Below are 14,941 nucleotides of genomic sequence, written 5' to 3'. Positions count from 1 at the left end.
GATCTACAATATGCACATATACATACAGAACGGGAAATGCCATACAAAAACACTTCCCGTTCCATATCCAACGACCTTAAGCAGACCTATCAACACGCGATTACTCTTCCACTACTTTCTTACGTATCACAAGAGGCACGTTCTCTTTGTTCCCCAACGTATTCTCCACATACTCGTATGCCTTACCTACGTTAAGCTTGGCCAGCTCATTATTCATATTCTCCGCATAGTTCACCCAATACTCCGGCGATGCCTCGGAAATCTCGGCTTCATTTCCGTCATAGGTGTCCTTCAGTCCCGCCGTAGGCGAATACCAATAACATTCTATAAACGTAGCCGGATTCGTTTTCTTGGATACGATGGCTCCCAACCTGTTCTCCAGAGAATTTTCTTTCTTGGAAATCATCCCATTGAAATAACAACTGTTCACCGTGCCCATCTCATCCAAATCAGCCACAATCCCGGCCATAGTGTTATACCTTCCGGAATTACTTACAAGCCTGACACCAGCCACATAGCATCCAGAAACCGTATTGTTATACCGACATTTGCCTACTACACCACCCACCGTGTGGTAAACCTCATCAGCAAAGAGGGAAGCCAAATCAGCCCAATTCTGTTTAGCAGAAATGGAAGAAGCCGTAATGCCACAAACCTGTTCCATTTCACCGACAATTCCACCAAGGTTACACGTATTTACCTGCACGTCGTTCACGAGCACCACATGGCAATTCTCCACATCGGACAAGTGCATATAGCCCACTAACAAACCGACCCTTTCAAAAGTATGTTCCGAAGCTCCGGTAAATGTGAAATCTGCCTCTACCGTCACATTACGTATCCGAGTGGAATAATAGACGGCGGAACCGACCGCTCCTCCGGCTGTCTTATCAGATTTTTCCTGCCCTACCCTTCCGTCCAGTTCAAGCTTTCCGGTAATTCGCGCATCCTCCAATGTTCCCCCGTTAGTAGATCCATAACCCAATGAACCTATCAAACCGCCTATTGCATAACCACCTACTTTCGCCCCATCAAGGTTCACGCCTGTCACCGAGCCACAACAACTCCCTGCCAAAATGCCGCAATACGACGCGTCGTCCGTGGCCATTGCCTCTGCATTCTTAAAAGTAAGACCTTTCACTTCAGAACCTTTGGCCAAAGCCCCGAAGAATCCTACATAATGTACAGAAGAGTTCAGTTTCAATCCTGTTATGGTCTTGCCATTTCCATCGAACGTGCCGAGATAAGGATTATCGATATTACCTACTGGCTCCCATTCCACACCTGTCAAATCAATGTCGTTGACCAGACGTACATCCAAATAAGTCTTCCCCTCGTTGGCCTGTTCAGCCCAAGCCTTCAGTCCCTTGGCATTGTACACCCACCAAGTACCATCCACTACTTCATATCCGTCTTCCGGTTCGCCATTCACTTCAATGGAGCCGATATTGAGTATTTTACCGGATTTCACTTCAATCGCCTTATCAGAGGATTTCGTCATAAGTGCATGTCCGTCCTTGTCGTTGCACGTCACAACCAAACCTTTCTGAAAAACGTCCACACCCGGCACGATGGTAAAATAATAGTTTACGTCCGTTTTGAAACCGCCCTCAGGTGCATGCAACGTAATGGTAGAAGAGGGCGAAGCTGTACGCGCCCCTAAAGCATCATCTTTCAGGCTCCATTCAAATTCGCCATAGGCCAAAGCCTCTCCCCTGTTGCCAGTCAAGGTTATGGTCTCGATCCCCGGCAACAACTTACCGCTTAAAGAAAACTTGACCAATGCCGTAATATTATGAAATTGGAAAACCATATCGCTACTTTTCGCCGTGGCCCATGACATATTCAGCCCCGTGGCGAATGTTCCATCCACCGCCTGTTGGTCTGCCGAAAGGGCAAGAGCAGAAAGTGTCTGATAATACGGGATATAAAAAGCTTTTTCCGTATAAGGATAAACTGCATAGTAGGTTTCCACTGCAGGAGCTTCCCCTTCAAAAGTAACAAGCATACCGCTTCCCCCAGTAGAAAACCTGTAATTTTTTCCCATATCCTCGTCCATCACACTTATGGCATCACCCTTTGTCCAATAAACTTGGGTTCCATTAACCAACTGCGTACGGGTACTCGGAGTTCCGGCCGTAAAAACCAACGGAACAGACAGCCTGCCCTCTTTTCCTCCTACAACTTCATCTTGGCTGCAAGAAGCCAATACCCCTATGGCCAAGAGAGCCACCCCATGAAATAACCTTGAAGTTTTCATTCCGTCCATTTCTTTAATTCCAAATATCCGTATAATCTTCTTCCACGAAACCTTCATGAACAGCCATTCCTCGTTGTTCACTGCCACACAACAATTCCTCACAATCCATTCGGAGAACGTCACACTGCGGAACTACATAACCATGCCGCAATAAATTCTTTTTTCCCATTTCTTTATCCATTATATTAATACATCAAATTACTTTTTTCGTCCAATGCCCTAAGGATATCTGTTTTATCTCTTACGAAGAGATAGACTCAATACGTTATTAAACTGATTTTCAAATACACAAAAGATTCAGGTTATGCCAATCATTAAACTTTAGAAACAAAATTCATAACACGGATTTTATCGAAAAAGTTAAAAATGAAGTTTAAGAAGCTGATTTATATATCACAAACAATACAGTTTTACTTTTTTTTCGTAATTTTGGTGCGTCCGATCTATCTCTTCGTAAGAGACGAACGGAAGAGTCTTCTTCACAGTTCCCATTTTAAGAAAAATCTATAAAACACATTTCCCAAAATCAATCTCCTGAGATTTGTCTTTCATTCTCAGCCAAACGAAAAATCAATCTCAAGGAATTTTAAAGTTACTGTAATACAAACGATTATAAAATTTCTATTTTCCAACAAAAGGGATTTATAAGAGAAGGATGCCCGCAAGCGGGCATCCTTCTCTTATATCTGTCTCCCACGCAGGAGAGCAACAGGTTTAGAACTCTGCGTTCTTCGGGGTACGGGGGAAAGGAATGACATCGCGGATGTTCTGCATTCCGGTGACGAACAAAATCAAACGCTCGAAACCCAAACCGAAACCACTATGCGGACATGTTCCGAAACGACGGGTGTCGAGATACCACCACATGTCCTTCATCGGGATATTCAGCTCCTCGATACGGGCCATCAACTTGTCATAGTTCTCTTCACGCTCGGAACCACCGATGATCTCGCCGATTTGCGGGAACAACACGTCCATGGCACGCACCGTCTTCCCATCGTCGTTCATCTTCATGTAGAAAGCCTTGATTTCCTTCGGATAATCCGTCAGAATGACGGGACGCTTGAAATACTCTTCCACCAAGTAACGCTCATGTTCGCTGGCCAAATCGGCTCCCCAATATATCGGGAATTCGAACTTGCGGCCGTTCTTCACGGCTTCCTCCAGAATCTCGATACCTTTCGTGTAGGGCAAACGCACAAAGTCGTTCTCCACCACGAAGTTCAGACGTTCGAGCAACGTCTTGTCGATCATCTTGTTCAGGAAAGCCAAATCGTCCTGGCAATTATCCAAAGCCCAACGCACGCAGTACTTGATGAAGTCCTCTGCCAAATCCATATTGTCACGGATGTCGTTGAAAGCCACTTCGGGTTCGATCATCCAAAATTCAGCCAAATGGCGCGGTGTGTTGGAGTTCTCCGCACGGAACGTAGGGCCGAAAGTATAAATGGCACCCAAAGCCGTGGCCCCCAACTCTCCTTCCAACTGTCCGGATACGGTCAGCGAAGTCGTCTTGCCGAAGAAATCGTCGGAATAGTCTATCTTTCCTTCGTCGTCCTTCTTCAGGTCATAGAGGTTCTTCGTAGTCACCTGAAACATCTGTCCGGCTCCTTCGCAATCGCTGCCCGTAATAATCGGCGTATGGAAATAGAAAAAGCCATGTTCATGGAAATAACGATGGATGGCCATCGCCATGTGATGACGGATACGGAACACCGCACCGAACGTATTGGTACGCAAACGCATGTGGGCATGCGTACGCATATATTCCATGCTCTGCCCTTTCTTCTGCATCGGATAATCCGAACCGCACGTACCCAACACCTCTATTGCACGGGCCTGGATCTCCACGGCTTGTCCCGAACCTACACTTTGCACCAATTCACCTGTCACACTCAGGCAAGCCCCGGTCGTGATGAGTTTAATCAGTTCATCATCAAACTTATCCGCATCGGCCACTACCTGTACATTATTAATCGTCGACCCGTCATTCAAAGCGATAAAGTGGACAGATTTACTGCCACGGCGCGTACGCACCCAACCTTTTACATTGACCTCCGAACCGTAGTCCTCACGTTTCAGTACATCTATAATCTTTATTCTACGAATAGTTTCCATTTTTTTCATCTTTATGATATCCTATCATTCGAACGCCCCCATGCGCAACATGTTGACCTCCTGCTCTGTCAGGAATCTCCAGTCGCCTCGACGGACGTTCTTTTTCGTCAACCCGGCAAACAACACGCGGTCGAGCTTCACCACACGGTAACCTAAAGCTTCGAATATGCGGCGCACAATACGGTTTTTACCGGAATGAATTTCAATACCAACCTGTTTCTTATCGGTAGGACTGGCATAGTCGATGGCGTCTGCACGTATTTCCCCGTCTTCCAACGTGATGCCCTCGGCTATCTGCCGCATATCGGCTGCCGTTACGTTCTTGTCGGTCGTCACATGGTAGATTTTCTTTTTCAGGAATTTGGGATGTGTCAGCTTGGAAGCCAGTTCCCCATCGTTAGTAAACAACAATACACCCGTAGTGTTACGGTCAAGACGTCCCACCGGATAAATACGTTCACGACAAACGTTCTTGACCAAATCCATCACGGTCTTGCGGTTTTGCGGATCGTCGCTCGTGGTCACGTAATCTTTCGGTTTGTTCAGCAGGACATACACCTTGCGCTCGATGCTCACAGGCTGCTCGTGGAACTTCACTTCATCCGTACGTTTTACCTTCGTTCCCAACTCTGTAACCACCGTCCCGTTGACACTCACTACACCTGCCGTAATAAATTCGTCCGCTTCACGACGGGAACAAACTCCGGCATTGGCCAAGAACTTGTTCAAACGAATCGGAGCATCCGGATCCACATTGAGTTCTTTATACTCAATCTGTTTCTTCATGCTATATTTGGCATTGGGGTCGTAATTACCGGTACGGCGCTGCTGCGGCCTGCCTCCACCGAAACGGTTGTTACCATAGCCGCCTTGCGGACGACGGAAACCGCCACCATTATTGTCGCGATAGCCTCCTTCACGGTTACCGTAACCGCCTTCGCGACGGTAACCACCGTTGTTCGGACGGAAGCCGCCCTCACGGTTATAACCTCCTTCACGATTACCATATCCGCCTTCACGACGATACCCTCCATTATTCGGACGGAAACCGCCCTCGCGGTTATAGCCTCCTTCGCGGTTGGCATATCCGCCCTCACGATTATAATCCTGACGGGGCTGATAGCTGCGATAAGGACGCTGGCCACTACCGTAACTACGCTGTTCGCCACCGAAACCACGATCTTCACGGTTGTAAGACGGCCGGAAAGGTCGTCCCTCCTGTGCGCCATCGGCACCATTGGCCGTATAAGCCCGTTCAGCCCGCTGAATCCGCGGCCTCATGACACGGCCTTCACGTCCTGTACGATTTAAACTCCGATTGTTGTTCTCACTGTCGAATGGCTTATAGCCCTCACGGCTACGCTCTGTTCCTTCAGGAGCAAAATTATCCTGCCATTTTTCGTCTTCCATACTTTTTTCCTTTCTATATAATAATTAAAACAAGGAGACTGCGTTCGCCCTCGCGGGCCAGTCGCATCTCCGGTCAACATTTTTAAATTCCCGTGTAAGAGTGGGGCGTAATGGCACGAAGCTCCTGCTTCACCTCTTCACTGACAGCCAGCCCCTCTATGAAATTCTTAATGGATTCTTCCGTTATAGCCTGGTTCGTACGAGTCAAAGCTTTCAAAGCCTCATAAGGATGAGGATATGCCTCCCGGCGCAGAATCGTCTGGATGGCTTCGGCCACGACCGCCCAACAGTTGTCCAAATCGGCATTGATGGCCTCACGGTTCAGCAACAACTTACGCAAACCTTTCAGCGTGCTCTGGATGGCAATCACCATGTGCCCCATAGGTACACCGACATTGCGCAAGACTGTGGAGTCCGTCAAGTCGCGCTGTAAACGCGACACCGGTAATTTCATACTCAAATGTGCCAATATGGCATTGGCTATACCCAAATTACCTTCGCTATTCTCGAAATCTATCGGGTTCACCTTATGAGGCATGGCACTGGAACCGACCTCGCCGGCTTTAATCTTCTGTTTGAAGTACTCCATAGACACGTACTGCCAGAAGTCACGGTCCAGGTCTATCAAAATCGTATTGATGCGCTTCATGGCATCGAAAACCGCTCCCAAATTGTCGTAATTGGAAATCTGGGTCGTATATTCCTCACGCTCCAACCCCAACTTATCAGCCACAAAATTATTGCCGAACGACTTCCAATCGTAACGGGGGTAGGCCACATGATGGGCATTGTAATTCCCCGTCGCTCCGCCGAACTTGGCTGTAATGGGGCACGCTTTAAGCATCTCCAACTGGCGTTCCAGACGATAGACAAATACCATAACTTCTTTCCCCAAACGGGTAGGCGAAGCAGGCTGTCCGTGTGTCTTGGCCAACATGGACACGTCGTTCCATTCCTCGGCATACGCGCGAAGCTGGGCTATCAGTTCCTCCATCTGGGGATAGTAACATTCCTCCAAAGCTTCTTTGATGGACAAAGGAACCGATGTATTGTTGATGTCCTGAGATGTCAGGCCGAAATGAATGAATTCCTTATAAGCCTCAAGACCTCCTATTTTATCAAACTCTTCCTTGATAAAATACTCCACAGCCTTCACATCATGGTTCGTCACGCTCTCTATTTCCTTCACCCGTCTGGCATCCGCTTCCGTGAAATTCCGGTAGATGTCACGCAAACGGGAAAACAAATCATGATTGAAATCAGCCAACTGCGGCAAAGGCAATTCGCACAAAGTAATAAAGTATTCAATCTCTACACGCACGCGATAGCGAATAAGCGCGTATTCAGAAAAGTAGGAAGCCAAAGCCTCTGTTTTACCTCTATAACGGCCGTCTATCGGAGAAATAGCCGTCAACAAATCCAATTCCATAAAAGTAATACGTATTATTTATGCTACAAAAATAGTTCATTTTATCGATTCGCACATATTAAAATAGAGAAAAGTTATCGAAAAAACAGAGATTGATGACATAAAACAAAAAAGACACCTTCCAAGTGTCTTCCTGCGTGGTGGGCGCTGAGGGATTCGAACCCCCGACCCTCTGCTTGTAAGGCAGATGCTCTGAACCGGCTGAGCTAAGCGCCCCTCTTGCTATGACACGAAAGAGAAAAAGAATCTGTGGTGGGCGCTGAGGGATTCGAACCCCCGACCCTCTGCTTGTAAGGCAGATGCTCTGAACCGGCTGAGCTAAGCGCCCCTCTCTTTCGTTTCAAAATCGATGCAAAGGTACGCCTTTTTTTCGTTTCTGCAAATTTTTGACGCACTTTTTTTTGCACCAAAAGGTAAAGTTATCCGCCCGAAGTATCCTCAAAGAGCGGATAGCTACTAAAATCCCCACCCCAAACGTACCGCACCCCCGACCTGAAGATACAGCAATTCGGGTATTCTTTTCCGTAATTTATATACCATTACAATGGAGAGAAACCGATAACTTTGCATTATCATTTTAACAGAACGGACATGACATTAGAACGATTTCAACAGATGATTGCAACAGGCAAGCCCTTGGCCGGCGAGGAAATGATTACTTTCATGCGCGAACAGAGCGATGCCACCCGCCGTTTGCTCTTCGACTTGAACGGCTCTTACCACTCTCCCGAAGAAATTGTCGCCCTGTTCAGCCGGATTACCGATAACAAGGTGGACGATTCCTTTCGCCTATTTCCTCCCTTTTATACCGATTTCGGGAAAAACATCCATCTCGGAAAGAATGTCTTCATCAATTCCTGTTGTCAGTTTCAAGACCAAGGTGGCATCTTTATTGGTGACGGTACTTTGATTGGGCATAGCGTGGTGATGGCTACGCTAAATCACGGCTTTGCCCCCGATGACCGTCAGAACCTTTATCATTCGCCCATCCATATCGGAAAAGGTGTATGGATAGGCGCACATGCCACCATCTTGGCGGGCGTGACCATTGGAGACCACGCCATCGTAGCGGCAGGTGCGGTGGTAAACAAGGACGTTCCTGCACGTGCCATAGTAGGAGGAGTACCGGCCAAAGTGATAAAGTACATCGACCGTACCATAGACCTTTGAGTAACAGTATTTACGCCTCGGCATCGCTCATTCCTGCATTTTGGAGTGTGGCTTGTTCATAAAAAAATCCGTCGTAGGAGCAAAATCCCACGACGGATGGTATTCATTTCTTTCCGGACTATATCATTTTCCACTAAAACGGGCAGCCTGCTCGGCAATCAAGGCCTCATCGTCGAAATAATTTATCTTCATGGCCTTACGCACCTCCGACAAGGTGTCGGCCGCTACGGCGCGAGCCGCCTCACATCCTTTCTTCAACATCTCATATACCGCCGGAATATCTTGTTCGAACTCCTTACGACGCTGACGGATAGGCTCCAGTTCTTCCTGCATCACGGCTGCAAGGAACTTTTTCACCTTCACGTCGCCCAAACCTCCACGGCGGTAATGGGCTTTCAGCTCCTCCAAATCGGCATAATCCGGCAAATAACGGCCGAAATGCTCCGGACGGGAAAAAGCATCCAGATAAGTAAACACCGTATTGCCCTCCACTTGTCCGGGATCGGACACCTTCAGGTGGTTGGGGTCAGTGTACATGGTGCGTATCTTCTTCTCCACCTCGTCTGCCGAGTCTGACAAATAAATACAGTTACCGAGAGACTTGCTCATTTTAGCCTTGCCGTCGGTACCCGGCAAGCGCAAGCAAGCGGCATTTTCCGGCAACAGGATATTGGGCTCCACAAGCGTATCCCCGTAGATATAGTTGAAACGACGGACAATCTCACGCGCCTGTTCCAACATCGGCTCCTGGTCCTCTCCCACCGGTACGGTCGTCGCTTTGAAAGCCGTAATGTCGGCAGCCTGACTGATAGGATAAGTGAAGAACCCCACGGGAATGCTCGCCTCGAAGTTACGCATTTGTATTTCTGTCTTCACCGTAGGATTACGTTGCAGGCGCGACACGGACACCAAATCCATGAAATAGAAAGACAGCTCGCACAACTCCGGTATCTGCGACTGGATGAAGATGGTGGACTTGGCCGGATCGATGCCGCAGGCCAAATAATCGAGCGCCACTTCTATCACGTTCTGCCGTACCTTTTCCGGATTGTCTATATTGTCCGTCAAGGCCTGGGCATCTGCTTCAAAGATGAATATTTTATCGAACTGACCGGAGTTTTGCAACTCCACTCTTCTTCGTAAAGAGCCTACATAATGGCCGATATGCAATTTTCCCGTAGGACGGTCTCCCGTCAATACAATTTTTTCCTGCTTCATTTTCTGTCTGTATAATTAGTTCTGCAAAGATAGTGCAAATCGAGAGCAAAATATCAAGCTCGCTTGGAATATTTGCCGAGATGCCGCCTATTTTATGAAAAGACACAGAGAATGCCCTGAAGAAACAATGAGGTTCACCCAAAAAGCTGGTCTAAATCATCCTGCTCCAATATGGCCACAACGACCTTGCCGTCAGGGGTCTGATTGGGATTACGACAGACGAACAAGTCGTCTACCAAAGCCTCCATTTCTTCATTGGACAGCACCTGCCCCTGCACAATGGCGGCGCTTCGAGCCAGCGACAAAGCGATATAATGGCGTACATCTTCCTCTACATTACATCCCTTTTCTATGGAAGAATGCACAATGCCGCGCACCATTTCCACAGGATTCAATCCTTCTGTTCCGGAAGGGACGGCGTTAATGGAGAAACTTCCGCCGCCCAACACGGACAAATCGAAGCCCAAAGCATGCAAGTCGTCTGCCAGATGTTCCAACACAATGCCTTCTGACGGCGGCAACTGTAGCATTTCGGGAAAAAGCAACCCTTGAGACTGTCCGTTGCTTCCCTCCATTTGTTTACGATAACGGTCGTAAAGCACACGGATATGTGCACGATGCTGGTCGATAATCATCAGTCCGGATTTCACCGCCGTCATGATATATTTGCCTTTATACTGATAATGCTGGGTCGATTTTTCAAAGGTATCCTTTGTATCCGCATACAAAGTCAGATCGTCGGGGACGGAGGATGAAAAATCTCCTCCCCCGAAATCGTTCGTCACTGCAGGAGACGCGCTTTTCTCCATTCCGTCATACAAAGGTTCCCAATCCATCCGCTGCGATTTATAACCGGAAGAAGAGCCGGACTTAAAAGGATTGAAATCGGGATTCACTTCCAATACCGGAGCTTCAACGGTTGCCGGAGAAAAAGCATTGCCAAATACAGGAATGTCCAGAGCACCTTCCGTGTTGAAATCAATCGTAGGCACGGCATTGAAGCGCCCTAACGACTCTTTCACCGCTGCCACTATAATCTGCCAGATGGCCAGTTCGTTTTCAAACTTGATTTCCGTCTTCGTAGGATGGATATTCACGTCGATATTGGCCGGGTCTACTTCGAAATAGAGGAAATAGGACACCTGCTCACCTACGGGTATCAACTGTTCGAAAGCCTCCATCACTGCTTTGTGGAAATAAGGATGACGCATATAACGTCCGTTCACGAAGAAGTATTGATGGGCTCCTTTCTTACGGGCAGAATCCGGTTTACCCACGAAACCGGACAAACGGACCAAAGAAGTCTCTACATCGACAGCCAAAAGTTGCTCGTTGAGTTTCTTACCGAAAATATTGATGATACGTTGGCGCAATGTGGATTTTGGCAAACTGAGCACGACACTGCCGTTTTGTGTCAAAGAGAAAGCTATGTCTTCATGCACTAAAGCCACGCGCTCAAACTCTTGCAATATATTACTCAGCTCGGTCTGATTGGATTTCAAGAACTTGCGACGTGCAGGCACGTTAAAGAAAAGATTCCGTATCAGGAAATTACTTCCCGGCGCACAGGAAACCGGCTCCTGTCCTACCAGTTGGGAACCTTCGATATTCACACACGTCCCCAATTCGCTCCCGGCTTGACGGGTTCTCAATTCTACTTGGGCCACAGCCGCAATAGAAGCCAAAGCCTCTCCCCGAAAGCCCATTGTACGCAAAGCGAACAAATCACTGGCTTCACGTATCTTGGACGTAGCGTGACGTTCGAACGAAAGACGCGCATCGGTCTCTGACATCCCCTTCCCGTCGTCCACTACTTGAATAGAAGTCTTGCCCGCATCTTCCACCAATACGTCAATCCGTGTGGCCGAGGCGTCCACGGCATTTTCAACCAATTCTTTTATCACAGAGGCCGGTCGTTGTATCACTTCACCGGCAGCAATCTGGTTTGCTACCGAGTCCGGCAGCAAATGTATAATATCACTCATCTTTCAGGATATGCTTAAAACCGAAAACTTCCAGTCAATAAATAATGCCAAATGAAAAGCAACGCACCGATAATAATCAATGCTACTCCCCATTTCATAGGCTTACGCCCGCTTTCTTTCCTGCGCCGCAAATGCTTTGTCCCTTTCACGAAAGTTCCGCGGATATCTTCCGGATTGAACTCCTTCGGCGGCAGCATGCCCAACTCTCGTTTGGCACGCTCTTCTATGGCCTTCAGTTTTTCTTTTCGTTCATTTATATATATATAAGGATGATGGAACTTTCGAGGTTCTCGTGTCTTAAAGAGTGCCATAAACTATTTCTTTTTGATTTGATCCAAAGATTGTAAAGGTGCCTTGTGCTTGTAAGACGCCTTAAGCTCCGTCCCGGACTTCTTGGGGCGCCATACGAATATATCGTCTTTGTTCAACGGACGGATATAATCGAACCAGGCAAAATTGGACAGATAAAGCCGATTGGGCGGTATCATGACTATCGGATAGATTACCCCCGTAGAGGCCGGCATCCATATCTTCTCCATTTTCCGGTCCTTCATAAACAATTTAAGCTCAGTGGTTTCCGTATAGTTCAACCCTATCATCAAACTGTCGTCGTCGAACATATAATAATCCACATAAACGTTGCCGTTCACCCACGTCTCATACATCTCCCCGTCACGAAAGTAGGAAGTCATCTCTTTTCCGGCCACTTGATTATAATGCACCGAGTCGATCCGCTCCACGGAAAGCGTCTGGTCTATGACATGAATCCGGTCTATGGTAGAATCGTTCAAATAAACTTTAATCACCTCTCCCAATACTTGCTGCCCGCCGTTCCATACGATAGGGTCACGGTACATCGTGATGCAAGTATCACGCGAATCGAACACCAAAGAGTCGCAAACCGACTGGACATCCATACGGTAGGAACGCACCTTGTAATAGCCCCGGACTTCGCGGTACATGCTATCGGTATCCATATAGAAAGTGTACACTTTGAACGTGTCGGCATGCATGTACATCGTGTCACGTTGCGAATAATCTATAGCTACCGCACTGTCCGTCGCCATGGAATAACCGGTACTGTCATTATAGTAACAATAGTTTCCCGTCAGCATGTTTTTATTCACCTCGTCGGTGTAGACCACATTACGAAAACCTTCTCCCACACCGGACTTGCTGTCATAATACAAACTGTCGCCCACCATCTTACGCCCCTTGTTGGTCACAATGGAACGGTCGAGCAAGATGGCTTCCTCTGTCTGGGTATTGTAAAAGCCCGACTCGGAATAAATATGATTGTCGCCGCTGTCGATATTGGAAGGACCGACAATCTCTGCCATACTCGTCAGGGTATTATAGTTCAACGTATCGGAAATCAACGTAAACTTCGGGTTCTCCAACTTCACATTATAATTAAACACGGCCTGACGCGTAGGCGGACTATATTGCCCCCAATCGGAAGTCAACACATTGTCTTTGTCTACCAACTTTCCTCCTTCGAAAAAATATCCCAGTTCATACAGACGGTCGTAATCGAGACTGTCCGTATAGAGTTTGGATTCACGATGTGTCAGTACCACATTGTAGCGGACACGGGCCAACTGGTCCAAACCGTTATACAGCAACATGTCGCCAACCAAATCCAACGTATCCCCCTGTACCATCTTCACATGCCCGAAAGCATCGAATGAGTTCGTGGCCTCATAAAAACAAGCACTGTCGCAATACATCAGCACCCCATCATGCTGGAACTGTACATTTCCAGTCAATATTTGTGCACCGGGATGCCGGTACTGGTCGTACGTAAGGTTATCCGTATGCAACAAAATAACCTTTGTCTTCGACTGCTCCCGCTGCGGCTGCTCTTCAGCATAAGACACCGCAACATAAAGCCCAAACAGGCATAGAATACAAAAGAAAAGTAATCTATGCCCGCCGTTTATTCTTTTATTCTGTTTTTTATCCTTCATTTTATCCATCCGGGATATTCAAAATCACAATCCCCCCAACCTTCGTTAATACGTATGTAAGTAGATTTCTGCTTATCTTTTATCCATTGATTGATTTTCTGTTCCTGCAACTTGGCCATGACCACATCCTTCAGCACTTGAAAATCCTCCGACATCGAAGCCCGGTGTGCTTTAATATGCGTTTTCAATTTTACCACGGCACACACTTCCTTGCCTTTAGAGTTAACCATCAAGAAAGGATTGGAAATCTCTCCGGTCTTCATCGTGGAAACCACTTTAGCCACTTCGGCCGGCAATTCCTGTAATTGGAAACGAGACGTACGGATTTGGTCGCCCACCGATTGGTCGAACTTCACATTCGTCATCAGCCCCCGGTTGTTACGGCTGTCCTTATCATCGGACAAGAAAGTAGCGGCCTCCTCAAAGGAATATTTCTCCTTACGGATATCCTCGGCTATGGAATCCATACGCACCATCGTCGTATCAATATCAGCTTGAGCTAACTTAGGCTTACGCAATATATGACGTACCTTTACCTTATCTCCACGCTTGTCCACCAACTGAATGATATGGAAACCATACTCTGACTCCACTACTTTCGATATTTTCTTAGGGTCGGTCAAACTGAAAGCCACGTTGGCAAAAGCCGGATCCAACTCTCCACGCCCCACGTAATCCATTTCTCCTCCATAACGAGCCGAACCCGGATCCTCCGAATAAAGGATGGCTAAAGTGGAAAATGAGGACTCTCCATTATTGACACGGTCGGTATAATCACGCAACTCTGCCTTTACCCTCTCTATTTCTTCCTGTGGGATACGAGGTTGCTGGGTTATAATCTGCACTTCCACCTGATCGGAAATCCACGGCAAACTATCTTCCGGCATATCTTTAAAATAACGCCGCACCTCGGCCGGTGTCACCTTGATGTCCGAAGTCAAGTTCTCCCGTACTCTTTGTACTGTGTATTGTTCTTTAAGAGATTCGAACATCATCTCACGAATCTGCGTCATCGTCTTATGATAATATTCTTCCAACTTCTCTTTCGAACCGGCACGCATGATCAATTCATTCAAACGTGCCTCCATGTTGGCGGAAATCTGGGAGTTCTCGACTTCCACACTGTCCAACTGTGCCTGATGCAAAAATAATTTCTGTATAGCCAACTGTTCGGGAATGACACAATAAGGATTACCGGAGATGTTCGCCCCGAAATCCATACGGGCTGCCTCCACATCGGAACGCAAAATTGCTTCATCGCCCACCACCCAAATCACTTCATCCACCACGTTATTCGGGCTTTGTGCAAACAAATGCATTTGTATCCCTTCGAAAAGGAATACAAATGCATATAATAACTTCTTAAAAAGATTCATATACT

General features: G+C 47.3%; 11 protein-coding genes and 2 tRNA genes. 1 reads left to right on the top strand and 12 read right to left on the bottom strand.

Annotated elements, in window-relative coordinates:
- Positions 1-100: 100 nt before the first annotated feature.
- The 7 genes from HMPREF9441_RS14220 to HMPREF9441_RS14195 all read right to left on the bottom strand — a co-directional run bounded on the left by HMPREF9441_RS14220 (position 101) and on the right by HMPREF9441_RS14195 (position 7,545).
- Positions 101-2,260, bottom strand: a complete 2,160-nt coding sequence (locus tag HMPREF9441_RS14220) for a fimbrillin family protein (protein ID WP_244949785.1) — start codon at positions 2,258-2,260, stop codon at positions 101-103.
- A 13-nt stretch (positions 2,261-2,273) separates the two neighbouring features.
- Entirely contained in the window at positions 2,274-2,441 is a 168-nt protein-coding gene (locus HMPREF9441_RS18665) for a hypothetical protein (protein ID WP_172634977.1), read from the bottom strand.
- A gap of 533 nt (positions 2,442-2,974) precedes the next feature.
- Positions 2,975-4,378, bottom strand: a complete 1,404-nt coding sequence (gene asnS, locus HMPREF9441_RS14215) for an asparagine--tRNA ligase (RefSeq protein ID WP_039865402.1) — start codon at positions 4,376-4,378, stop codon at positions 2,975-2,977.
- 24 nt (positions 4,379-4,402) lie between these two features.
- Positions 4,403-5,788, bottom strand: a complete 1,386-nt coding sequence (locus HMPREF9441_RS14210) for a pseudouridine synthase (RefSeq protein WP_039865390.1) — start codon at positions 5,786-5,788, stop codon at positions 4,403-4,405.
- Positions 5,789-5,870: 82 nt separating this feature from the next.
- Positions 5,871-7,217, bottom strand: a complete 1,347-nt coding sequence (purB, locus tag HMPREF9441_RS14205; RefSeq protein WP_008622415.1) for an adenylosuccinate lyase — start codon at positions 7,215-7,217, stop codon at positions 5,871-5,873.
- Between the two features lie 138 nt (positions 7,218-7,355).
- Positions 7,356-7,433 (bottom strand) — tRNA-Val (locus tag HMPREF9441_RS14200).
- 34 nt (positions 7,434-7,467) lie between these two features.
- Positions 7,468-7,545 (bottom strand) — tRNA-Val (locus tag HMPREF9441_RS14195).
- 263 nt (positions 7,546-7,808) lie between these two features.
- Between HMPREF9441_RS14195 and HMPREF9441_RS14190 the strand changes: the two genes are divergently transcribed.
- A complete protein-coding gene (locus HMPREF9441_RS14190) occupies positions 7,809-8,387 on the top strand; it encodes a DapH/DapD/GlmU-related protein (protein ID WP_008622413.1) in 579 nt (192 codons plus the stop codon).
- 123 nt (positions 8,388-8,510) lie between these two features.
- Here HMPREF9441_RS14190 and trpS read toward each other — a convergent pair whose 3' ends face one another.
- From trpS to HMPREF9441_RS14165, 5 genes are all read right to left on the bottom strand, one after another.
- Positions 8,511-9,605, bottom strand: a complete 1,095-nt coding sequence (trpS, locus tag HMPREF9441_RS14185; RefSeq protein ID WP_008622411.1) for a tryptophan--tRNA ligase — start codon at positions 9,603-9,605, stop codon at positions 8,511-8,513.
- Positions 9,606-9,739: 134 nt separating this feature from the next.
- On the bottom strand, positions 9,740-11,590 hold the full coding sequence (mutL, locus tag HMPREF9441_RS14180; RefSeq protein ID WP_008622410.1) for a DNA mismatch repair endonuclease MutL: 1,851 nt from the start codon (positions 11,588-11,590) through the stop codon (positions 9,740-9,742).
- A gap of 14 nt (positions 11,591-11,604) precedes the next feature.
- Positions 11,605-11,901, bottom strand: a complete 297-nt coding sequence (locus HMPREF9441_RS14175; RefSeq protein WP_008622409.1) for an FtsB/FtsL family cell division protein — start codon at positions 11,899-11,901, stop codon at positions 11,605-11,607.
- 3 nt (positions 11,902-11,904) lie between these two features.
- Positions 11,905-13,560, bottom strand: coding sequence for an OstA-like protein (locus HMPREF9441_RS14170; RefSeq protein ID WP_172634980.1), 1,656 nt, complete (start codon positions 13,558-13,560; stop codon positions 11,905-11,907).
- Positions 13,557-14,936: a peptidylprolyl isomerase gene (locus HMPREF9441_RS14165; RefSeq protein WP_008622407.1), complete on the bottom strand. Its 1,380-nt coding sequence runs from the start codon at positions 14,934-14,936 to the stop codon at positions 13,557-13,559. Before HMPREF9441_RS14165 ends, HMPREF9441_RS14170 begins: the two co-directional genes overlap by 4 nt.
- Positions 14,937-14,941: the final 5 nt, after the last annotated feature.

It is taken from the genome of Paraprevotella clara YIT 11840, assembly GCF_000233955.1.
Lineage (GTDB): Bacteria > Bacteroidota > Bacteroidia > Bacteroidales > Bacteroidaceae > Paraprevotella > Paraprevotella clara.
Note: the sequence above shows the minus strand (reverse complement) of the source record. Positions and strands in the feature narration are given on the sequence as shown.